We start from the raw sequence: 21,817 nt of genomic DNA on the forward strand, positions 1-21,817 counted from the left end.
CAGGGCCGAGAGGGCCCGCGGGAGGTCAAGGGGGCGACGCAGGTTCAAATCCTGTCATCTCGACCATGCTTTTCGCAGGTCGGAGGCCGCTCTCTCATCCGTGGGAGGGCGGCCTTTCGCGCGTCCCGGGGCGTGGTGGTCGCAGCCGTGCGGTCCGCCCGCTCGGTTGGCCGTCTGCTCGGCTCCCCTGAGTACGTGAGAGGTGGTCATGAGAGTTTGAGCCCCGCGTGGTCCCACTGATCGAGCAGCACCTCTGCGGGTAGCGCGCTGCCGTCGGGAGCCAGGCGCTGGACCGGCATGTCGTCGGAGGTGCATGGGAGTAGTTGCTCGGCGACGAGGTGGGGAACGAGCAGCGCTGTGGTGCCAGCCTTCCGGTTGAAGGCCACCTGGTAGGTGGCGATGACCGCTGCTTCCCACAAGGTGAGGGGGTCGCTTTCCGGCTCGCTGTGGTGGGTCCGGACGAGGGCGGGCGCCTTCACCGCCACCAGCTGCCATGGCGTACTGACGGGGCGGCCGGCTTCTTCGCGTGCCTGGCGGATCCAGTCGGCAGTGAGTTGGCGGAAGGCGGCGTGGGCCTCAGGCTTTCCCTTACGGGGACGTCCGAAGGCGTCGCTGACGACGGTGTAGACCGAGAAGTCCTGATCTTCCAGGCGGCGGGCCAGGACCAGGTGGCTCGCCGACTCCACTCGTACCACCTCGCCGGAAGGTCTTCTCCGCCTCCGCTCCGAACCCGGCGAAGCCGGGGTCTGCGGAGAACTTCGGCTCGGGCAGGATACGCACGGCAGCCGCCTCCAGCAGGCGGATCGGCTGCACGAGGGCCGCGAAGGCCCGACGCTCCTCGTCGAGGACCGTGGCGAGGCGACTCTGCAGACCATCGGCCCAGGGGGCGAGGAAGGGGTACTCAGACGCGGCCTCGTTGCTCCGTGTCAGGTAGGAGTGCAGCCGACGCCAGTGCTCGTGACGTCGGGAGCGGAAGTTGCGGGCGCGGTCGCATCGCTCCCATTCCTCGTCGCGCCCGGCCTCGTCGTCTTTCTCCTCCTCGTCGCCGGATTCGGTGGCGCGGGGCGGGTACTCGCCGGCGGCGAGGGCGATGGCGGCGTCACGCTCGGCCTCGAGGTCCTCCTCGTCCTTGGATTCCCGGTCGAGCCAGATGGCGAGTGAATACACCTCGCTCACAGCGGCGCCGAGCGGCAGTATGAGGCTGTCTGTGGGCAGAGGCCACCGACAGCTCGGGCAGAACCGCGCCACGGCTTCGCCGAAGGGGACGTCGATCTGGTTCACGGAGGCGGCTGACCGCAGCGTGCGGCACTCGGGGCTTCCGTGGAGCTTGCCTTTGCCTGTCGCCGAGACGTGGCAGGTGATGAGGATGTCCCGGGTCGAACCCAGGGGAACCTCAGGTGTAAAGAGGGAACCGAGCAACAGTGGCTGAAAGTTGCTCTGACCTGCAGCAGAGAACTGTATGTGACATGCGACACCATTGACCCAGGTGAGGGATCAGCACATGATCCTCACAGATTCTTGGCATGAACAACTATGGGGTGGGTGGGGCGTGTTTACGCGAAGACGGCGGCACGGCTGGCGTCGGTCGGTGCGGAGTGGGGCAGTGGCCCTCACGCTCCTGGTGGGTGTCGTTCCGGTGGTCGGGGCAGGGGTAAGCCCGGCATTCGCTGATGATGGGGGATCATCGGCAACGACTAGCGGTACCCCGGAGGCGGAAGCGATCACTCGCGCGGTGGCAACCGGTGAGCGGGTGGCAGTGGGTCAGGACACCACGGAGTCCTCTGAGGTCTTCGCCAACCCTGATGGAACCTTCACGCAGGAGATGAACGCGGCTCCGGTACGGGCCCGGGGCGGTGGTGGAGCCTGGGCTCCCATCGACACCACTCTCGTGCGCGAGGCCGACGGCTCGGTGCGGGCGAAGAACACGACGACCGGCCTCACTTTCTCAGGTGGCGGCAGCGGGGACAGACTGGTCGCGCTGGAGGACGAGGGGCATGAGTTGCAGTTGGGCTGGCCCACCACGCTTCCAGAGCCCCAAGTCGACGGCGATACCGCCACCTACGCTGGAGTCCTCCCGGACGTCGATCTGAAACTGACCGCGCTGAGCTCTGGATACACCTCGGTGCTCGTGGTCAGGACCGCAGAGGCGGCAAAGAACCCGGCGCTAGCAACGATCAAGATGACCGTGTCCGACGGCGGTCTGGATATTGTCCCGACGGCCGACGGCGGTTTCGTCGCGCGCGACAGCAACGGTACCCCGGTCTTCGAGAGCCCCTCGGGCCGAATGTGGGACTCGGCCGGTGACGCCTCGGCCACTGACACCACCTCAACCAACGTGGTCGCAGCGCAGTCTTTGGCATACACAGACGATGAGCCGCAGACAGAGGTGATGGCTCCTCTGCCGGCGGCTGGCGGCGAGCCGGCTCCTTCGGAGGGTCCCAGCAGCGGTGACGCGGCGGCCGAGCTTCCGCTCAAGGTCACCAGCACCACCCTGGAAATCACACCTGATCCTGCACTGCTCCACGGCGCGGACACCGTCTTCCCGCTCTATATCGACCCGCCGACCAAGGGTATCGCGCTCGGCGACTGGACAGCCCTGTCGTCCGACGGCGATAAGTTCTGGGAGTTCGACGGGAACAAGGGCGTCGGGCGTTGCTCCAATTACGCTGGCTACCTTTGCTCCAACAGCCCGTACACCCAGCGCTTGTATTTCGAGTATCCGCTCTCCTCGATACACGGCAAGAAGATCCTGGACGCGACGATGGAGGTGTACCAGGAGTGGACGTTCACCTGCGATCCTCACTGGTATGACCTGAGCCGGGTGGACAAGGGCATTTCCTCCAGCACCACTTGGTCGACCCGTCCCACCGGGGTGGACCTGATGGGCGACCGGAATGTGGCCTACGGGCGGGGTGGCCTGTGCAGCCCCTCTCAGCCGGCGAACTGGGTGCGCTTCAGTGACAATGTGGACGAGGAGACGAATGAGAACCTGACGACGACTCTCGCGTCCTATGCCGCGAACAAGACGTCGCAGATCACCTTTTCGCTGACGGCACATGACGAGTCCGACGCCGGCGCTTGGGCGCGGTTCCGCAACGACGCGAAACTGTCGGTCACCTACGTCTCCTACCCGAGCACGCCGACTCCGTACGGCGTCCAGCAAGGAACGACCGGGCGGGCCTGCAACACTTCCACCTCGTTGCCCTTCGCCACCAGCGACACCACGCCGAAGATGCTGGCCACGGTGCAGTCGGCTGACGGCTCGAACTCCCAGCTGCGCGCTTTGTTCGAGGTGTGGAAGGCTGATGGCTCCAGCCGTGCCTGGTATGCGGCTTCACCGGATGCCGCATGGGTGGCTGACAACGCCGTCCGTGACGCGTCCACCAGTGCGCTGCCGGCGCAGACGGACTACCGCATGCGGGTGATGACGCAGGCTTACTACAAGACGGACCGTGGTGCCACCGGCGTCCTGAACTCGGCCTGGTCGTCCTGGTGCTACTTCCGAATCGACACGGACTCACCGCCGCCGCCGGTGGTGACCAGCAGCGACGGCACCTACAAGCCGGCCGAGACTGATCCGGCCGCGGGCGGCGTGGGAACGTCTGGCAAGTTCACCTTCACCCCCGCGGACACCAATCCCACCACGGCCGGCATCCAGTCGGACGTCGTCAGCTACAAGTGGAAGCTGAACAGCGGGGCCGTCTCCGGTCCAATCAATGTGGCCAAGGGTGCGGCCACCACCCAGATGATCACGCCGAACCAGGCCGGTGAGAACACCATCCAGGTCTGGGGCTACGACGCGGCCGGCCACAGCTCGCTCACTGGCTACTACAGCTTTCTGGTCAAGGGTGCTGAGAAACCGTCGGGCATCTGGCACCTGGACAACAACGGCAATGACAGCACCTCCGCGGTGCAGCACCCGCTGACGCTGGGGGGCACGTCCGCCTACACCACGCTGGCACGCTCTGGTGCAGGAGCGCTGAAGCTCAACGGCACCAGCGACTACGCCGCCACCAGCAGTACCGTGCTCGACACCAGCAAGTCCTTCGCCGTCTCCGCATGGGTACGTCCCGGCGACACCTCCAGGAGCCAGACGGTTCTCTCGCAGAAGGGCACCAACCTGTCCGGCTATGCCCTGCACTACTCCGCATCGGCCGGAAAGTGGGCATTCAGCAAGTACGCCAGTGATGCCGTGGGTAGCGCCGCCGTCCGTTCGTACTCCACCGCGAAGCCGGTAGTAAATGCCTGGACGCACCTGGCAGGTGTCTACAACGCTGCGGACCAGACCATCCAGCTCTTCGTCAACGGAGTCCCGCAGGGCCAGCCTATGACCGGCGCCCCCGCTTGGAACGCTACCGGCCCGATGCAGTTCGGACGATTCCACTCCGCCGGCAGCTACGTCGAGAACCTGAACGGCAGCGTCGACGAGGTCCACGTCTGGTCCCGTGCTGTAACGGACACCGAGATCACGCAGGGCGCACGACTGGAGGACGAGGACATCAGCGACGGCACCGCAGGCGACCCGGTCCCCGCGCTTGTCGCCAAGTGGGACGCCACGGACATGGCCAACGCCTCGGGTACCACCGTGACGGACACCAGCGGCTTCGGCCGAAACCTCACGCTCAACGGAGCCGCACTCACCAAGTTCACCACTGGCGACCCGGACATCGGCGAAGAGGTCACGACCACACAGACGATATCCCTGAACGGCACCAACGCATACGCGACCGCCAACGGTCCGGTCGTCGATGACTCCGGCTCATTCACCGCGACCGCCTGGGTGACGCTGGACCCCGCCAAGCTCGCCGACACCAGCAAGTCGTATGCAGTGCAGGTGTTCGGCCAGTCGGGGACGAGTCAGTCCTCATGGGGTGTCTGGTACGAGCAGCCGGCAGGCAGCACCCAGGGACGATGGACGTTCGGCCGTCCCGACAAGGACGGCACCGGGGCGGTCTGGACCAAGAGCGAGTCGACCGCGTTCACCACAGCAGCGCTGGGTGCCCCGGTCATGGTGTCGGTTGTCTACGACGCGCAGGCAGCCGCCAATCCCGCCGACACCACCAAGCTCGGCGGACTCAAGCTCTACGTGGACAGCGCCCTGATGGGTGACGAGGACGGCGTGGCGTACTCAGCCCCCTGGCAGGGCGGCGGCGCCTTCGAGATCGGCCGGGCAAAGATCAACGGCGCAGGTGCCCGCTACTACCCCGGGAAGATCGACAGCGTCCGCGTCTGGGCCGGAGCCACCTCCACCGACACGATCGCCAACCGGCGCAACACCGAGCAGTAGCAGAACCGGACAGCAGGGCGGGGTTCCCTCAGCCGCCCTGCTGTCCCCCTGGGAACACCGGCGCGTCCCAGTGGGCGCACCACCAAGATCCAGCGTTCTGGGTGCCGCCGCTGCCCAATCGCTTCCTGTCCAATTCCGAGAACCGGGACATCACCGTGTCTTCATCACCCTTCCGCCAACCCATGCCAGGGGCGGCCATACGCCGCTGGCTCGGCCGGGGCGGGCTCGTCATCTCTTTGTGTCTTCTTCCGCAAGTCGTAGTGCCCGCAGGCTTCGACTTCGCAGCCCAGGCCCAATCCACTGCAGCCCGTAAGCAGCTGGAGGACCGGCCCGACGCGAAGATCGACAAGGTGGGCGTGCTCAAGCCCAGCACATCCAAGGCCCCGAAGGACCAGTCCGCCCCAGCAGCCCGCAAAACCCGTGAGCGGCTGAAGAAGGCTGCCTGGCCGAAGCCTGGCAAGGCCACAGCCGAGGTCGCGGCTTCTGACGAGGCTGTTGTTGCCGTCGGCGGGCTCGGAGTGGAGCTGGCTCAGGAGCCCGCCGCCCCGGCTCCCAAGCTGGCAAAGAGCAAGACGACATCGAAGGCTGCAGGCCCAGCCGAAGAGGTGGCGCTCAGCGTCCACTCCCAGGCGACCACGAAGAAGGCGGGCGTCAATGGCGTCCTGCTCACCGTCGACCCGGTGGGAGCCGCAGCCGGTGACACCGACAAGCTCCGAATCTCCTTGGATTACTCCTCCTTCAGCGACGTCTACGGCGGCAACTTCGGTCCCCGTCTGAGCCTGGTGACGCTCCCGGCGTGTGCGCTGACCACACCGGAGAAGAAGTCTTGCCGCACTCAGAGCCCGGTGGCGGGTGCAGACAACGACACGGGAGCCCAGACCGTGACGGGCACGGTCTCCGCCCGCACCCTCGCAGCAGGCACCCCGGTGCTGCTGGCGGCGGCGGCCGACAGCTCGGGCGGCGGGGGCGACTACAGCGCCACCCCACTGTCGCCGACCGCGACCTGGGAGGCCGGCGGCAGCACAGGTGACTTTACCTGGAACTACCCGCTGCGGGTTCCCCCGGCGACAGCAGGCCCGTCCCCGAACCTGTCCATCTCCTACAACTCTGCCTCGGTGGACGGCCGCACGGCCGGGGAGAACAACCAGACCTCGGTAATAGGGGAAGGGTTCTCGATTACCGAGTCCTACATCGAGCGCAAGTACGGCTCCTGCAAGGAAGACGGCCAGTCCGGCAAGGGCGACCAGTGCTGGAAGTACGCCAACGCCACGCTCGTCCTCAACGGCAAAGCCGTCGAGCTGGTCAACACCTGCGCCGACAAGGCGGCCTGCGACACCGCCGCCCTCTCAGAAGCATCCGGCGGCTCCTGGAAGACGAAGACCGAGGACGGCACCCGCGTCCAGCACCTGACCGGCGCCACCGCGAACGGCGACAACAACACCGAGTACTGGAAGGTCACTGACGCGTCGGGCACCCATTACTTCTTCGGCAAGCACCGAATGCCCGGCTGGAGCGACAAGGGCACCACCGACACCGCCGACGACGACCCTGTCACCAACTCCGTATGGACTGCTCCAGTCTTCGGTGACGACTCTGGCGAGCCCTGCTACAAATCCACCGGCTTTGCCGACTCCTCCTGCAACCAAGCCTGGCGCTGGAACCTCGACTACGTCGAAGACACCCACGGCAACGCCTCCACTTACTGGTACGGCAAGGAGATGAACTACTACTCCAAGAACGCCGACACCACCGTCAACGGCACCGCCTATACCCGCGGTGGCTACCTCAACCGCATCGACTACGGCCAGCGCAGCGACCTGATCTACACCAAGCCCGCTGCCCAGCAGGTCCACTTCAACTACGCCGAGCGCTGCATCGTAGTGGGTGGCTGCACCAGCTTGACAAAGGACACCAAGGCCAACTGGCCTGATGTGCCCTACGACATGATCTGCGCGGCTGGCACCAAGTGCACCACCCAGATCGGCCCGGCATTCTTCACCCGCAAACGTCTCGCCAATGTCACCACTTCGGTGTGGACCGGCGTTGGCACCACCCAACGGGAAGTAGATGCCTGGCACCTTGAGCAGGACTTTCCCGACACCGGTGATGTTTCCTCGGCGAGCCTGTGGCTGAAGTCCATCCAGAACACCGGCAAGGCCAACACCACCGCAGCCAAAATGCCACCGGTCATCTTCGGCGGTATCCAAATGCCTAACCACGTCGAGGGCAGTGGCCCAGACACCCTGCGCTACATCAAGTGGCGCGTGCGCACCATCAAGTCTGAGACCGGTTCGACCATTACCGCCAACTACTCCGACCCCGACTGTATCTGGGGCTCGAGCATGCCGGCGAACGTCGACAAGAACACTCGCCGCTGCTACCCGGTCAAGTGGTCCCAGTCCGGAGCAACACCGGTCACCGACTGGTTCCACAAGTACGTGGTCACCTCCGTTTTCCAGGACGACCCCTATGGCCACGGTGACACAGGTGAGACGTACTACGACTACCAGGGTGGCGCCGGCTGGGCCTACGCCGACGACGAGGGCCTGACTAAGCCGTCCAACCGCACGTGGTCACAGTGGCGTGGTTACAGCAAGGTCGTGGAGACCTCCGGCGACTTCGAAGGCCCGCGGTCCAAGAAGTCCACCCTCTACATGCGCGGCCTGAACGGCGAGAAGGAACTCGACGGCACCGCCAGAGTGGAGAAGGTCACTGACTCCACCGGTACCGCCGTTGACGACTCCCGCCAGTACGCCAGCTTCGTCCGCGAGACCATTGCCTACAACGGCACCGAAGAAGTCAGCGGCACCATCAACACCCCCTGGTCCCACAAGACCGGCAGCCACGCCTACAACTGGGGCACCACCGAGTCCTGGATTGTCCAGGCCGGCGAGACCACCACCCGCTCCAAAACCTCAACCGGTACTCGCACGGTCAAGCAGAAGACCACGTACGACACCACGTACGGCATGCCGATCACCGTGGAGGACACCGGGGACACCACGAAGACCGGCGACGAATCCTGCGTCCGAACCACCTACGCCCGCAACACTTCCGCCTGGCTGGTGGACGCGGTCTCGCGCACCGAGACGTACTCGGTTTCCTGCGCAGCCACCCCGTCGATCCCCGACGACGTCGTTTCCGACATCACCCTGGCCTACGACGATCAGGCGGTCGGGGCAGCTCCCACTAACGGCGAAAGCACCGCTTCCTACCGGGTTGGGAGCTACGGCGAGCTCGACAAGAAGCCCGTTTACCAGCAGGTTTCCAGCTCCACCTACGACAAACTGGGCCGTCCACTCACCGAGACCAACGCCCTCAATCGTACGATCAAAACCACCTATGTCCCCGACGACACTGGCTACGGACCGCTGACCTCGAAGACCACCACCGACCCCAAGCTTTACACCTCCACCACTCAGGTGGACCCGGCGTGGGGCACGGCCACCAAGACCACTGATGCCAATGGCAACGTCACCGAGTGGTCCTTCGACGCGCTCGGTCGTCTGAAGTCGGTCTGGAAGCCGGATCGCTCCCGCACGCTCGATGACGCCGCAAGCCTCGTCTACGACTACAGCGTCAACGACAACAAGGAAACGTGGGTTCGCACCGACACCCTCAAGGCCGATGGAAAGACTTACAACAGCGCCTACGAGATTTTCGACAGTCTGCTGCGGTCCCGCCAGACTCAGGTTCCCGCGCCGAACGGCGGCCGGGTCATCTCCGAAACTCTCTATGACGACCGCGGCCTGGCCTACATCACCAACGCGCAGGTGCACGACAACAACGCACCCACGGGAGCTTTGGCCAACACTTACCCCGGCTCCGTTCCTGCCTCCACCGAGACGGTCTTCGATGCGGTCGGCCGGGCCACCGAATCCATCTTCCGGGTATACGACCAGGAGAAGTGGCGCACCAAGACCGACGAACAGAGCGACCGCACCGCCGTCACTGCAGCCGAAGGGGGAACCGGCGCACTGACGATGGTCGACGCCCGCGGCAGGATCACCGAGCGCCGTGAGTATGGCGGCCCCGTTCCGACCGGCAGCAACTACACCCGGACCCTGTACGAGTACACTGCCGGCGGCCAGCTCAAGAAGATGATCGGCCCGGACGGGGCAGTCTGGACGGACGAGTACGACCTGCGCGGCCGCAAGATAACGTCCACCGACCCCGATCAGGGCCGTGTCGACACCACCTACAACGACGCCGATCAGCCGCTGACCGTCACCACGACCCTCAACGGCGTCTCCCGTACGCTCATTACCGACTACGACGAGCTCGGCCGCGCGACCGGGACCTGGGACGGGGTGAAGGACAACGCCCACCAGCTGACCAAGTTCACCTACGACTCGGTGGCCAAGGGACAGCCGACCGCCTCGATCCGGTATGTCGGTGGCACCGCCGGCAAGATCTACTCCCAGGTGGTCACCGGCTACGACGCGCTCGGCCGCCCCAAGGGGGCAAAAACCGTCATCGCCGCCTCCGACCCCCTCGTCGTCGCCGGCGCACCGCAATCCTTCACCACCTCCTCCACCTACAACATCGACGGCACCGTCCAGTCCACTTCGATGCCCGCAGTAGGCGGCCTACCCGCCGAGACCGTCACCAACGGCTACAACGGTCTGGGCATGCTGACCGGCACCGACGGCATGACCGACTACGTCCAGAACATCGGATACTCCCCGTACGGCGAGATCGAGGAGACACGCCTGGGCACTTCCACGGGCGCAAAGCAGCTCCAGATCCTCAACCGCTACGAGGACGGCACCCGCCGACTTGCCAACACCCACACAGTCGACCAGACCACCGGCCACACCAACGATGCCGACTACGTCTACGACGCGTCAGGCAACGTCACGTCGATCGCAGACAAGGCCAACGGCAAGGACACCCAGTGCTTCGCGTACGACGGCTACCGCCGTCTGACCGAAGCCTGGACCCCCTCATCCAACGACTGCGCAACCACCCGTTCTGCGTCCGCCCTCGGCGGGCCAGCGCCTTACTGGACCAGCTGGACATACAAGCCCGGCGGCCTGCGCGACACCCAGACAGAGCATAAAACCAGCGGCGACGCCAAGACCACCTACAGCTACCCCGCTGTCAACGCCGCCGGCGCCGGCCAGCCCCACACTCTGACCTCCGTCACTGTTGGTGGCGCAACGGCGAAGTCCCTTACCTACGACGAGCAGGGCAATACCACCAGGCGCTACGGGCCCACCGGGACAGCGCAGAGCCTCAGCTGGGATATTGAAGGGGAACTCACCCGCCTCACCGAAGGCTCGAAGACCACCGACTACCTCTATGACGCAGGCGGCGAACTGCTGATCCGCCGCGGCCCCGTCAAATCCGTTCTCTACCTGGGCGGCCAAGAACTGCACTACGATACGGCCGCAAAGAAGTTCACCGCCCAGCGCTACTATTCGGCTGGCGACGTCACAGCCGTCCGCACCGAGACCAGTCTCTCCTGGATGGTTGACGACCACCACGGCACCGCCTCGATGGCAGTAGACGCCACCACCCAGGCCATAACTCGCCGCTACACCAAGCCCTTCGGCGAAGCGCGCGGGACGACATCGTCAGTTTGGCCCGATGACAAGGGTTTCCTCGGGAAATCAGCCGATGCCGACACCGGACTCACTCATGTGGGCGCCCGCGAGTACGACCCGGTCAGCGGGCGCTTTCTCTCCGTCGACCCCATCCTCGCGCCCGAAGACCACGAGTCTCTCAACGGCTACGCATACGCCAACAACACCCCCGTCACCAAGTCCGACCCCACTGGACTTCGCCCTGACGGCGCATGCGGCGGTTCCTCAAGCTCCTGCAATGGTGGCACCGAGACTTGGACCAAGAAGAGTAACGGTGGTTGGAAGTGGAAATACACAAAGACCTACACTCAAAAATTCACTTTTAAGAAAAGTAACGGCTCTCTCGGCGCCGGCACCATGACTGCAACGGTCACTCAGACCGTTGGTGCAACCTCCGCGAAGATCGTTTTCAAGAAGGGTCCAGACCCCGAGCCGAAGAAGAGCGATGGCGCTTGCAACGCCTGTTGGGCTATGGGAACAAATTCCCAATACGACCCGAATGCCGGCGACCTGCCGGACACAGGAAAGCTCGCAACCTGGCAGAAAGTTGTCCTGGGTGTCGTCACGGTCGTGGGGCTGGCGGTTGCCGTTGCACCCGTCGCTGCAGCTCTGTGGTCGGGATGCCTGGCTACCGCTCCAGTGTGCGCCGCAGAGATCGCCGAACTGGCGACTGGTGGGGCTTCCGGCGGAAGCGCAGTAGTAGGGTCTGGCGTAGCCGTTGGTAGCCGCTCCGCCAAGGGCACAAGCAAGGGCACGAGTCTTGCCGTCAGGCCCGACTTCAACAGTCCCATATCCGGGCTGAATCACTACGAAAAGCACGTGATGGGGATAAAGAGGAATAAGAGGGGTAAGGTGACTGGGCCCACCAAGGAAAAACCCAACATGCCGGAGTTTACGGGGCAGGGTGGGTATGAAGCCTATCGCGACACGGCTCGCTCGTTCATGTCCGGGGCGGGGCCGCAGGGTTCAGTTACCTTGCCCTCGAGTAGCGCAGGCTTCTTCCGTATCGACCAGAAGACAGGCTACTTCGGATACATGAACGACTCCGGAACCATTTCGACCTTCTTCAGGCCGCACATGGATCCGATGGAATACTTCTGGGAGCAGTTCAAGTGAGCCATCCGTCCGAGAAGTCGCTGTCCAGTGCTTTCACGCAGGTGGCCGCCGCCGCAGGCTGGAAATGGTCGGACGACCCTAGTAGATCATGCGAGGGATGGCGCAGCTTCGTCGAAGAGTGCGAAGAGGGCTACGAGATGGACTACAGCGAGTACCTGCACGACATCTCCGTCAGGGACCTGCTGGATCTTGCGCTGAACGACGAGACGATCCAGCACGCTGCGGGATTCATGGAGTTCTCCGATTCGATTCGGCAGAGTGACTTCGCGTTTCACCGACTCATCCAAGATGGTCCTGTGATCCGCCCTGAGGAAGCTCGCTGGTGGAGAAGATCCCTGCCTCCCCAAGGTGGGGAGGACTTTGTGAAGGATGTACAAGAAAGACTACGCGTCAGGTTGCGCTTGAAGGCATAAAACCCTGTCCATCCGCTTGCTTCGACGCCTGGTTCAGGCAGCGTGCCCAGAGGTCGCTCGACATTGATCCGCTCCTGAACAGTTCACCGAGGCAGACGTGACGCCAAGGTCAACACGGCCAAGCCAAGCAGCCCGGTCTTCTCTTTGACGTAGGGAGAAGACCGGGCCTTCGTGTGCGGTTGGGGGAGGGGGTCTTGCCCCCGAATCCTCAGGGCTGTCCCGCAAAGATCTTGGCGCCAGGTGTGGAGGGATGTCGGTCCGGTGGAGATAACTGTGCCCCGCGACCGCGAGGGCTCTTTCGAACCGAAGATCGTCAAGAAGTGCCAGAAGCGCTTGTCCGGCGTCGACGAGATGGTCATCTCACTCGCGGCGAAGGGCCAGAGCGCCGTACCTGTTGCTGGCTCCCATCCCCTCACCTTCCCCGAGCAATCCGGTGCGCGGCCACAGTAGCTGGTTCTACTGACACCGCGTCGCTTGAGGAAGGAGAGGGGGAACGGGTGCTCCTAGGACGCCTGCTTCGATGGTCGAAGCAAGGCCGAGCTCGCGGCTTGGCTTGGACCGCTGCGGACCGAGCGAGCGCACTCTTGGCTGTGACGTGGGAACGGCAGCGGAGGTCCTCAACACTACGGCCCGGTTCCGGTGCCACCCTGATGACTCCGTAGGCGGTGGGACGGGTCGCGATCTCGAAGCGGATCGAGGTGCTCGCGTGAGGTGCTGGCCGGACAATGGGAAGGGGCCGCGTGGGGACCAGTTGGGGACCACACGCTAAGCGTGGCGGTGCACGATCCATCCCTCCACGCACAACTTGCGTCCGTATTAAGTCTGTCATATACAGAAAATACCCTTGACCCTCACTCCTGGGGGTCAAGGGGTCGCAGGTTCAAATCCTGTCGTCCCGACTTTTCGAAGTCGCAGGTCAGGGGCCGTTTCAGGGGAGATCTGAAGCGGCCCTTTGATCATTTTTGGGGACCGTTTGGGGACCAGTGCACTTCGAAGGGGCTGTGGCGCCGGTACATGGTTTGACCTGTGGTTTTCTCCTGCGTCCCAGGTGTATGGCGGTGGCGGGGCGCGTCTCGTGGAGTGGCTGTCGGTGCACCCCTCCATCGGACGTGACATCCCGAAGGCTGGCCGCGACCGGCTTCTGGTATCGCGCCGGCTTGGCCCCGAGTCAGCGTGTGGCGCGGATACCGTTGGCGCTGCTGCCCTACGCCAATGATGGCCGTCGGACGCTTATGCCCGGTGATGCAGCCCGAAGGCCCAGCATGGTCCAGGGTGCGCCCCAGCGGCGATGGCCTTGTACAGCGTGTGCCTGCATGGTCTGAGTGCTTCATCCAGCCAGGGCCTTGACGTCGGGGCGAATTTGCAGGTCCGAGCCCCGTGGACCGGGGCAAGCCAGGTTCCAAGATGCACGTCCTGTCCGACGCGGACGTGCTGCCCCTGCGCGTCGGGCTCTCCGCGGCCAACACCCACCACAGCCAGGCCCTGAAGTCGGTGCTGTCCTATTTCCACATGGGACACGAATACCACGCGAGCGCATCGAAACCCCGCCGCCCTCACGCCGACAAGGGCGTACGACATCCCTCACCTGCGGCGATGACTCTGCGGCAAGCACATCGGCGTCCGCGTCGCCCGCAAAGGCATCGACTCCAGCGAGCGGCTCGGCCGCCGCAGATGGGTCATCGAGTGCACCACGTCCTGACTGACCGGCTACCGCCGACTCAACCACCGCTATGAGCGGAGAACCAGGCAACTACCTGGCCTTTCTCGGACTCGCAGCCGCTCTCTGCTGCCACAGACGATTCCTCAAACTGACCATGCAGGGCACGGTCTTAGCTGGTGGTGCCGGTCAACCCTCGCACGCCCTGTGGCGAGCCGCCTGTCGCGCGAGCCCGGCGGGCGAAGGTGCAGGGGCCGATCGAGCGGCTTGTCACCGAGGTTCGCTTCCGGATGACTGATCCCGATGACGGCGAGGTCGCGGAATGGCGGCGCGTCGCCCTTCCTCCTGGCGTAAGAGGTGCGGCCTGGGCGGGGGTTGGGCGGCGACGGTCGACTCCTGCGGTCGTGGGATGTGGGTGAAGGCCCCTGGGTGGAGTCGGGAGCCCTGAAGGTGTGCTGGCCGCTCGGTTTCGCTCCCGACGAAGGGCTGTTGCGGGTCGAATCGCCCGTGGTGTTGAGAGGGTGCATCTCAACGTGTTGAATATGAATATCGTTATCAACTACTGTGTGGGTGATGACGTCACCGACGTCATCTGAAACACGGGGGAGGAGTCTGCGTGAGCGCGACCAGTCGGCCGGTCGGACCGGAGCGGGTCCGTGCTGAGCGGCACCTCTGCGTAGGGGCAGGGCAGTGCGTGCTCGCCGCACCGGCCGTCTTCGACCAGGCGGTCGAAGACGGTCTGGTGCTCGTGCTGGATGACACGCCGCCCGCCTTCGAACTGTCAGCCGTACGCGATGCGGTGTGGGCCTGTCCATCAGGTGCCGTCACCTTGCGCGAAGGCGCCATCGACTGACCTGTGCGGATTCCGGCGCGGAGCTGACTCGACGGCTGTGCGCCCCCAGTTCGCGTCATGAAGCTCGATCGGCTTCGGCCGGCCGCATGCGTGCGCCCCCGTATGCGGCACGTGACCGCCCCCGTGTCCGCATTCCTTTCATCTCGGATCTGATCAGCATTTCTTCAAGGAGAAGCATGTCCAGACAGTTCGACCGCCGTGCCTTCCTACGCCGCAGCGCTACGGGAGTTATGGCTCTGGCCGTTGGGCCCGGCCTGCTGGCGGCGTGCTCGACCGATGACCTCTCCACCTCGGGGAAGGCCGGCGGTTCCTCACCCCGCACGGGTGGCACGCTCCGTGCGGCCTTCGTGGGGGGTGGCGCCTCCGAGACGCTCGACTTCTTCAACGGCCCTTCGGCACTGGACCTGGTCCGGGCCCGAGCCTGGCACGGCACCCTGGGAAATCTCGATCCCTCCGCCCCTGACGGGGTGCGCTACGGAGTGCTCAAGGGGATCGACATAGCCGAGGACTTGTCCACATACACCCTGCACGTCCGGCCCGGCGTCCGCTTCACCGACGGGTCGAAGCTGACCTCGGCGGACATCCTGCATTCACTGTCCGCACTCGCGGGCAAGAGCATGCTGCCGGTGTACAAACTGGCCGCTGTGAACTTCGACCTTTCGGCCGCCAAGGCGGACGGTGACCTCAAGGTCGTACTGCCCACGCTGCGGCCCATCGCGGACGGCCGCATGATTCTGTGTCAGGGGAACTTCCTGGTCGTCAAGGACGGGACCCGGCGCTTCGCGCAGGGAATGCCGAGCTGCGGGCCCTTCCGGCTCAGCGAGTTCACGCCCGGTCAGGGATCCGCGTTCACACGCTACGACGACCACTACGGGCAGGTGCCCCACCTCGAGGGCCTGGAACTGCGGTCGATCGCGGACTCGACGGCCCGCGCCGGAGCGCTCACCAGCGGCGAGATCGACTTCGCCCATGACCTCTCGCCGGTCACCGCACGCACGCTCACCGATAACGGGAAGGTCGAGCTCGCGCCCACGAGCAGCCCGTACCTTGTGGGGCTGTCGTTCCAGATGAACATGAGCGTCAAGCCCTTCGACGACCCCCGGGTGCGTGAGGCGTTCAAGCTCGCGGCTCACCGTGAGGCGATGGTCAAGACGGTGTTCTACGGAAACGCGGTGGTGGGCAACGATCTGCCGTCCATCGGCTTCCCGGACTACGCGGAGAGCGTGCCCCAGCGTGCCTACGACCCGGACAAAGCAAGGAAGCTGCTGAAGGCGGCCGGGGCCGAAGGGGTGAAGGTCGAGCTGACCACGGGCCCTGAGACTCCCGGAATGGTGGAGATGGCCACGCTGTACGTCGAGGACCTGAAGAAGGCGGGTGTCCGGGCGTCGGTCCGCGAACTACCTGCGGGCCAGCTCTTCGCAGACTTCGCAGCGTACAGCCGCCTGCCGCTCGCGGCCTCCTATCAGATGCCGATTCCCGCGCTGTCGACCTACCAGATGAGCACGGCCGGCGGTTCACCGTCAGCCTTCGGCTGGAAGCATGCCGAGGTCGATGCCCTGGTGGCGAAGTCCCGTGCCGAGCGTGACGGGGCCGAGGCCCGGAAGCTGGGTACGGCGGCACAGCGCAAGCGCTGGGACGAGGGGAACCAGGTACTGCCGGTCTTCAAGCCGAACCTCAACGCACAGGCCAAGGGCGTGGGCGGAATCCGGGACGATCTCTTCGAGCAGTTCCCGGGCTTCTCTCAGGCGTCCTTGGCGTGAGCCTGCTCTCCTTCATCGGCCGCCGACTCGTGGGCGCGGCCGTCCTGCTGGTCGCGTTGTCAGCCGTGATCTTCGCGATCACGGCTGTGCTGCCGGGTGACGCGGTCAGCGCGGTGGCCGGTGTGGACGCTTCACCGGAGGACCGCGCCGAGGTTCGTGCGGAACTCGGCCTCGACCGGTCCGTGGCCGAGCGGTACGTATCATGGGCGGCGGACGCCGTCAGGGGAGACCTGGGTACCGGGTTCGTCGGGCACCGGCCGGTCATGGACGTTCTCGCCACGCGGCTGCCGAACAGCCTGCTGCTGGCCGGCCTGACGCTCGCGTTCACCGCGCCTCTCGCCGCGCTGCTCGGTCTCTGGACCGGGCTGCGCGGCGGGGCTACGGACCGTTGGGTCTCCAAGGTCATGCACGCGGCCGCCGGGGTGCCCGAGTTCGTCCTCGCGTCGCTGCTGGTCGCAGTCCTGGCGGTTCAGTTCCAGCTCCTGCCGCGTGTCTCACTCATTCCCCTCGGCGGTACGCCGCTCGATGTGCCACGCGCACTCGTCCTGCCGGTGCTGACGCTCAGCGCGGTCGGTCTGGCCGTCGCCACCAGGCTGTTCCGTGTGTCCGTCGCCGAGGTGGCGGCGACGCCGTACGGGGAATCGGCCCGGCTGAACGGCGTCCGGGGAGCCCGCCTGGCGGTGCGCCACATACTCCCCAACGCGGCCGGCCCAGCCATCCAGGCGCTCACCCTCACCACCGGGGCGCTGGTCGGGTCCGGCGTGGTGGTGGAGAGCGTTTTCGACTATCCAGGGATCGGACGGGAGCTGCAACTGGCCGTGGCCGCACGGGACATACCGATGGTCCAGGGGATCGCCACCGTCCTTGCCGCGGTCATGCTGGCGATCCTCCTGCTGGGTGACATCTGTGCGCGGTGGCTGAGTGCACAAGGAAGGCGCGACGCATGACCAAGGTTATGACGAGGGACCGCGCCATAAGTGCGGCCGGCCCCCGGGCGTGTCGACGCCGACCGCCGTATCTCACCGGAGGAATCGCGCTCCTCGTGCTCGCGCTCGCGTTGCTGGGCCCGCTGGCGGCCCCGTACGACGAGACCGAGCAGGTCGGGGCTCCCTTCCAGCAGCCGGGCGGTGGGTTTCTTCTCGGGACCGACATCCTCGGCCGGGACGTGGCCAGCCGGGTCCTGGGCGGGGGCCGGACGATCGTGCTCATCGCCGTCGCTGGGACAGTGGTCGCCGGTGTCATCGGGGTGGCCGCCGGCGTACTGGCCGCCATGGTCTCCTCCCGCTTCGGCGAATTCGTGCTCCGGGCCGTCGACGCACTGGCAGTGCTGCCGGCCTTCCTGCTCATCCTGGTGCTGGCCGCAGGCTTCCCTGGCAGCGATACCGCTGTCGTGGCAGCCGTCGCACTCGCCACCGCGCCCTTCTCCGTCAGGGTCCTGCGTGCCGCGGCAGACTCCATCCTCACCAGCGGATACGTCGAGGTCGCCCGCGCCCGGGGTGACAGCCGAATGGCCGTATTGCGCCACGACGTGCTGCCCAACATCGCTGGGCCGGCTCTCCTGGACACCGCCCTGCGTCTGGTCGCCTCGCTGCACCTCACCGCCACAGCCGGGTTCCTCGGTCTCGGACGTGGTGGTACAGCGCCCAATTGGGGACGCATGGTCAACGAGAACCTTTCGGGAGCGACGTTGGCACTCGCCCCCTTTCTTGTTCCGGCCCTGTTGCTCGTAGTGCTGTCCGTATGCGTGGGTCTGTTGGCCGGTCGGCTCGCGGACGCCGCAGGAAAAGGTGTGGCATGACCAGCACGTTCGCAGAGATCAAAGGACTGACCATCGGCCCGACGGCCGGGGGCCCGCCCGTGCTGCTCGACGCCTGCCTGTCCGTGGAGCGCGGGCAGGTGCTCGGGGTGGTGGGGAGGTCGGGGTCCGGAAAGAGCAGCCTTGCGTTCGGCCTGCTCGGCCATGTCCGGCCCGGCCTGGAAAGGCGTGAGGGGGATGTCCGGGTGGCCGGAGCCGACCCGTTCACGAGGCAGGGCGCCCGACGCCTCAGGGGACGCGTCGTGTCGTTTCTGGGCCAGGACCCCGCCTCCTCCCTCAACCCCGCGCTGCGGATCGGTCAGCAGATATCCGAGGCTGTGCGGCTGCGGACCGGCGCGGCGAGCGCAGAAGTGGCCGCAGCGGAGACCGAGTCGCTGCTCCAATCCGTGCGGCTGCCCGCCGACCGGGCGTTCCAGCGGCGGGTGCCGCACCAACTCTCGGGCGGGCAGGCGCAACGGGTGGCTCTCGCCCTTGCTCTCGCGGGCTCTCCGGACCTGCTGGTCCTGGACGAACCGACCAGCAGCCTGGACACGGCGCTGGCGGCGCGGATGCGCGCACTGCTGGCCGAGGTACTGAGCGGGGGCGAGCGCGCCGCGGTACTGGTCAGCCACGACCCGGACTGGATCGGTTTCGTAGCGGACGACGTGATCCGTCTGGAGGGCGGCCTGATCACCCCATCCCTCACCTCGCCGATGCCTGCGGCCGCTCCGGCCTCGGCGCCGCGGCCTGCGGGGGCGCCCGCAGGCCGTCCGACCGACGGGTTGCTGTCCGTGGAGGGCCTGCTGGCCGCTCATGGACGCGAAACCGTCCTGCACGACGTTTCCCTCACGGTCGACGGCGGTAGCTGTACGGCCGTGGTGGGCCCTTCCGGTTCCGGAAAGACCACTCTGGCCCGCTGTCTCGTGGGGCTGCACCGGTACACCGCAGGGAGTGTCGCCTGGCGGGAGGAGCACACGCCGGCGGATGGGGGTGCCGCCGTCCAGTTGGTCGCCCAGGACGCGCGTGGCGCGCTCAACCCACGCGAATCGGTGCGTACGGCGCTGACGCGACCGTTGACGAGGCATCAAGGGTTGCCGGCCGGGGCGGCGGTGACCGAGGCCGTCAGACTGCTCGACCTGGTCGGTCTGGTCCCCGAGGTCCTGGGACGACGACCGGGCGAGCTGTCGGGTGGTCAGCGTCAACGGGTGTCCCTTGCACGGGCACTGGCTGCCGGACCGCGTGTCCTGGTGTGTGACGAGATCACTTCTGCACTCGACCCGGAGACGGGGAGCGGGGTCCTGACCCTGCTCAACACACTGAGACGGACGCTGGGACTGACCGTCGTGATGGTGACGCACGACCTGGCGGCTGCCGCCCGCTGCGCCGACAGGGTCGTCGTCCTGGACGCGGGGCGGGTGGTCGAAGCCGGCCCCGCGGAGCGTGTCCTCGTACACCCGGAGCACCCGGTGACCCGGGAGCTGGTCGGCTGCGCCGGGGAGCCGGCGTCCCGTGGTGCGTAGGGATACGGGACCGGAAGGGGAGGGGTGTGTATGCCCTCCCCTTTCTGCTTTCACGCTCGGGGCAACTGCCGGGCCAGCGCCGTCTTGTCGATCTTTCCTACGGCTGTGAGAGGCATGTGCCCGACCTCGACCACCTCGTCCGGGGCCTTATGGTCCGCCAGCCCGCGCTCCCTCAGGAAGGCGGCCAGCTCACGAGTGCTCGGCGCGATCCCTGCGCACATGACGAAGGCGACCGAGCGTTCGCCCCAGCGCTCGTCGGGTACGCCGATCAGGGCGGCGGAGGTGATGGAGGGGTGGGTCAGCAGCTGTTCCTCCACCTCGGTCGCGCCGATCTTCTCGCCCCCGCGATTGATCTGGTCCTTGATCCGACCCACAACGACGAGGTGCCCGGAGGGGAGGCTCCGTACGAGATCTCCCGTGCGGTAGTAGCCGTCCTCGGTGAATGCCGTCCGGTTGTGCTCCTCGGCCCTGTAGTAGCCGCGCAGCGTGTACGGACCGCGGGTCAGCAGCTCGCCGGGAGCGCCGTCGGGCACCGGCTCGCCCTTCGCGTCCACGACGAGGACCTCGTCGTCGGGTGAGATCGGGCGGCCCTGGGTGGAACAGACGAGCTCTTCCGGATCGTCGAGGCGTGTGAGGTTGATCAACCCTTCTGCCATGCCGAACACCTGCTGCACCGTCACGCCGAGTGCGGGCCCGAGCCGACGCGCCAGGTCGTCGGGCAGCCGGGCCCCGCCGACCTGGACCACGGCGAGGCTGCTGATGTCCGACAGGCCGGTGGCCGCTTCGTCCATCCAGTACGGGACGAGCGGTGGGCTCAGCGAGGTGACGGTCACCCCCTCGTGCTCGATGAGCGCGAACGCGGTCTGCGGACTGGGATCGGGCGAGACCACCACGGTCCCGCCACGGAAGAGGGTGCCGAGCACGCCGGGACAGGACAGCGTGAAGTTGAAGGCGATCGGCAGGACGGCCAGATAGACGGTGCCGGGGTCGAACGCGCAGAGATCGGCGCTGGCCCGCGCGTTGTAGCTGTAGTCGTCGTGTGTCCTCGGGATGAGCTTGGGCAGTCCTGTGGTTCCGCCGGAGAGCAGCAGCAGGGCGAGGTCGCCGGAATCGGCCCCGCCGTCGGCAGGGAGGGGCTCCTGCCCTTCGCCGGCCTCGCGCAGTTCGTCGAACCGGACGAAGTCCTCGTGCCGGCCCGTATCCCCGACCACGACGACTTGGCTCAGGGAGCCTGAGGACTCATGATCCGCGAGCACCTCCCGCAGTAGTTCGCGGTGGTCGAAGCGCGCGTGTCGGTCGGTTATGACGCAGGCCGTGGCCCGGGAGGTGCGCACGAGGTGGCTGATCTCCGTGCGCCGGTGGCCCGGCATGGCGTGTACGGGGACTGCTCCCAGGCGCTGCAGGCCGAACCAGATCAGCACGAATTCGGCGCAGTTGGGCAGTTGGACCACCACTCGGTCTCCTTGCCCCAGTCCGAGGCCGCGCAGTCCGCGCGCGACGCGGTCCGCCTCGCGGTCCAGCTCCGCGTAGGTCCACCGGCGGTCGCCGTCGACCAGCGCGACGCTTCCGGGGCGGGTGGCGGCCCAGCGACGCAGGGAGGAACCGAAGGTCACTCCTTCCCAGTGGCCGGCGTTGCGGTAGCGCTCCGATTCGGCTGTGGACCGGGTGGGTCGTGTCTCGTTCATGGACCTTGCCTTTCGTCTCTCTGCGTCAGGTGTTGGCGCAGAGGGGTTCGGATGGTTAGGATACTTTTTCAGAAATGATAATCATTTCCAAATACTTGGCCGACCTCGCGTCGAGAGCCGCCGATCACGGCCGGCGAGCACTG

General features: G+C 66.2%; 11 protein-coding genes and 2 pseudogenes. 10 read left to right on the top strand and 3 right to left on the bottom strand.

The window, feature by feature from the left end:
* Window positions 1-206 precede the first annotated feature (206 nt).
* Both HED23_RS14860 and HED23_RS14865 read right to left on the bottom strand, forming a co-directional pair.
* On the bottom strand, window positions 207-686 hold the full coding sequence (locus HED23_RS14860) for a hypothetical protein (protein WP_203183897.1): 480 nt from the start codon (window positions 684-686) through the stop codon (window positions 207-209).
* Entirely contained in the window at window positions 589-1,281 is a 693-nt protein-coding gene (locus HED23_RS14865) for a hypothetical protein (RefSeq protein ID WP_203183898.1), read from the bottom strand. The genes HED23_RS14860 and HED23_RS14865 overlap by 98 nt, the downstream gene beginning before the upstream one ends.
* Before the next feature lie 451 nt (window positions 1,282-1,732).
* On the opposite strand from HED23_RS14865, the gene HED23_RS14870 reads away from it, so the two are divergent.
* The 10 genes and pseudogenes from HED23_RS14870 to HED23_RS14910 all read left to right on the top strand — a co-directional run bounded on the left by HED23_RS14870 (window position 1,733) and on the right by HED23_RS14910 (window position 19,989).
* Entirely contained in the window at window positions 1,733-5,287 is a 3,555-nt protein-coding gene (locus tag HED23_RS14870) for a LamG-like jellyroll fold domain-containing protein (protein WP_420803033.1), read from the top strand.
* A 182-nt stretch (window positions 5,288-5,469) separates the two neighbouring features.
* Window positions 5,470-11,991, top strand: a complete 6,522-nt coding sequence (locus HED23_RS14875; protein ID WP_238442273.1) for an RHS repeat domain-containing protein — start codon at window positions 5,470-5,472, stop codon at window positions 11,989-11,991.
* Window positions 11,988-12,404, top strand: coding sequence for a hypothetical protein (locus HED23_RS14880; RefSeq protein ID WP_203183899.1), 417 nt, complete (start codon window positions 11,988-11,990; stop codon window positions 12,402-12,404). The genes HED23_RS14875 and HED23_RS14880 overlap by 4 nt, the downstream gene beginning before the upstream one ends.
* A gap of 246 nt (window positions 12,405-12,650) precedes the next feature.
* Window positions 12,651-12,782, top strand: a pseudogene (locus tag HED23_RS14885) (transposase); the annotation flags it as partial.
* Window positions 12,783-13,757: 975 nt separating this feature from the next.
* Window positions 13,758-14,218, top strand: a pseudogene (locus HED23_RS35105) (transposase); the annotation flags it as partial.
* A gap of 459 nt (window positions 14,219-14,677) precedes the next feature.
* Window positions 14,678-14,914 (top strand): ferredoxin, encoded by a 237-nt coding sequence (locus tag HED23_RS14890; protein ID WP_203183900.1) that lies wholly within the window; start codon window positions 14,678-14,680, stop codon window positions 14,912-14,914.
* Window positions 14,915-15,090: 176 nt separating this feature from the next.
* Window positions 15,091-16,674 carry an ABC transporter substrate-binding protein gene (locus HED23_RS14895; RefSeq protein ID WP_203183901.1) on the top strand — a complete coding sequence of 528 codons (1,584 nt, stop codon included), beginning with the start codon at window positions 15,091-15,093 and terminating at the stop codon, window positions 16,672-16,674.
* Window positions 16,671-17,621, top strand: coding sequence for an ABC transporter permease (locus HED23_RS14900; RefSeq protein ID WP_203183902.1), 951 nt, complete (start codon window positions 16,671-16,673; stop codon window positions 17,619-17,621). Before HED23_RS14895 ends, HED23_RS14900 begins: the two co-directional genes overlap by 4 nt.
* Window positions 17,618-18,472, top strand: a complete 855-nt coding sequence (locus HED23_RS14905) for an ABC transporter permease (RefSeq protein WP_203183903.1) — start codon at window positions 17,618-17,620, stop codon at window positions 18,470-18,472. Before HED23_RS14900 ends, HED23_RS14905 begins: the two co-directional genes overlap by 4 nt.
* Window positions 18,469-19,989, top strand: coding sequence for an ABC transporter ATP-binding protein (locus tag HED23_RS14910; protein ID WP_203183904.1), 1,521 nt, complete (start codon window positions 18,469-18,471; stop codon window positions 19,987-19,989). The genes HED23_RS14905 and HED23_RS14910 overlap by 4 nt, the downstream gene beginning before the upstream one ends.
* A gap of 50 nt (window positions 19,990-20,039) precedes the next feature.
* Here the strand turns inward: HED23_RS14910 and HED23_RS14915 are convergent, their stop codons facing one another.
* Window positions 20,040-21,674, bottom strand: coding sequence for a (2,3-dihydroxybenzoyl)adenylate synthase (locus HED23_RS14915; RefSeq protein WP_203183905.1), 1,635 nt, complete (start codon window positions 21,672-21,674; stop codon window positions 20,040-20,042).
* Between the last annotated feature and the right edge of the window lie 143 nt (window positions 21,675-21,817).

The organism is Streptomyces pratensis (assembly GCF_016804005.1).
In the GTDB taxonomy this organism is placed as follows: domain Bacteria; phylum Actinomycetota; class Actinomycetes; order Streptomycetales; family Streptomycetaceae; genus Streptomyces; species Streptomyces pratensis_A.

Excerpts from the sequence above, each read along its gene's own strand:
- HED23_RS14875 (WP_238442273.1), top strand. The coding sequence starts at position 5,470 with ATGCCAGGGGCGGCCATACGCCGCTGGCTCGGCCGGGGCGGGCTCGTC.
- HED23_RS14895 (WP_203183901.1), top strand. The coding sequence starts at position 15,091 with ATGTCCAGACAGTTCGACCGCCGTGCCTTCCTACGCCGCAGCGCTACG.
- HED23_RS14905 (WP_203183903.1), top strand. The coding sequence starts at position 17,618 with ATGACCAAGGTTATGACGAGGGACCGCGCCATAAGTGCGGCCGGCCCC.
- HED23_RS14910 (WP_203183904.1), top strand. The coding sequence starts at position 18,469 with ATGACCAGCACGTTCGCAGAGATCAAAGGACTGACCATCGGCCCGACG.
- HED23_RS14915 (WP_203183905.1), bottom strand. The coding sequence starts at position 21,674 with ATGAACGAGACACGACCCACCCGGTCCACAGCCGAATCGGAGCGCTAC.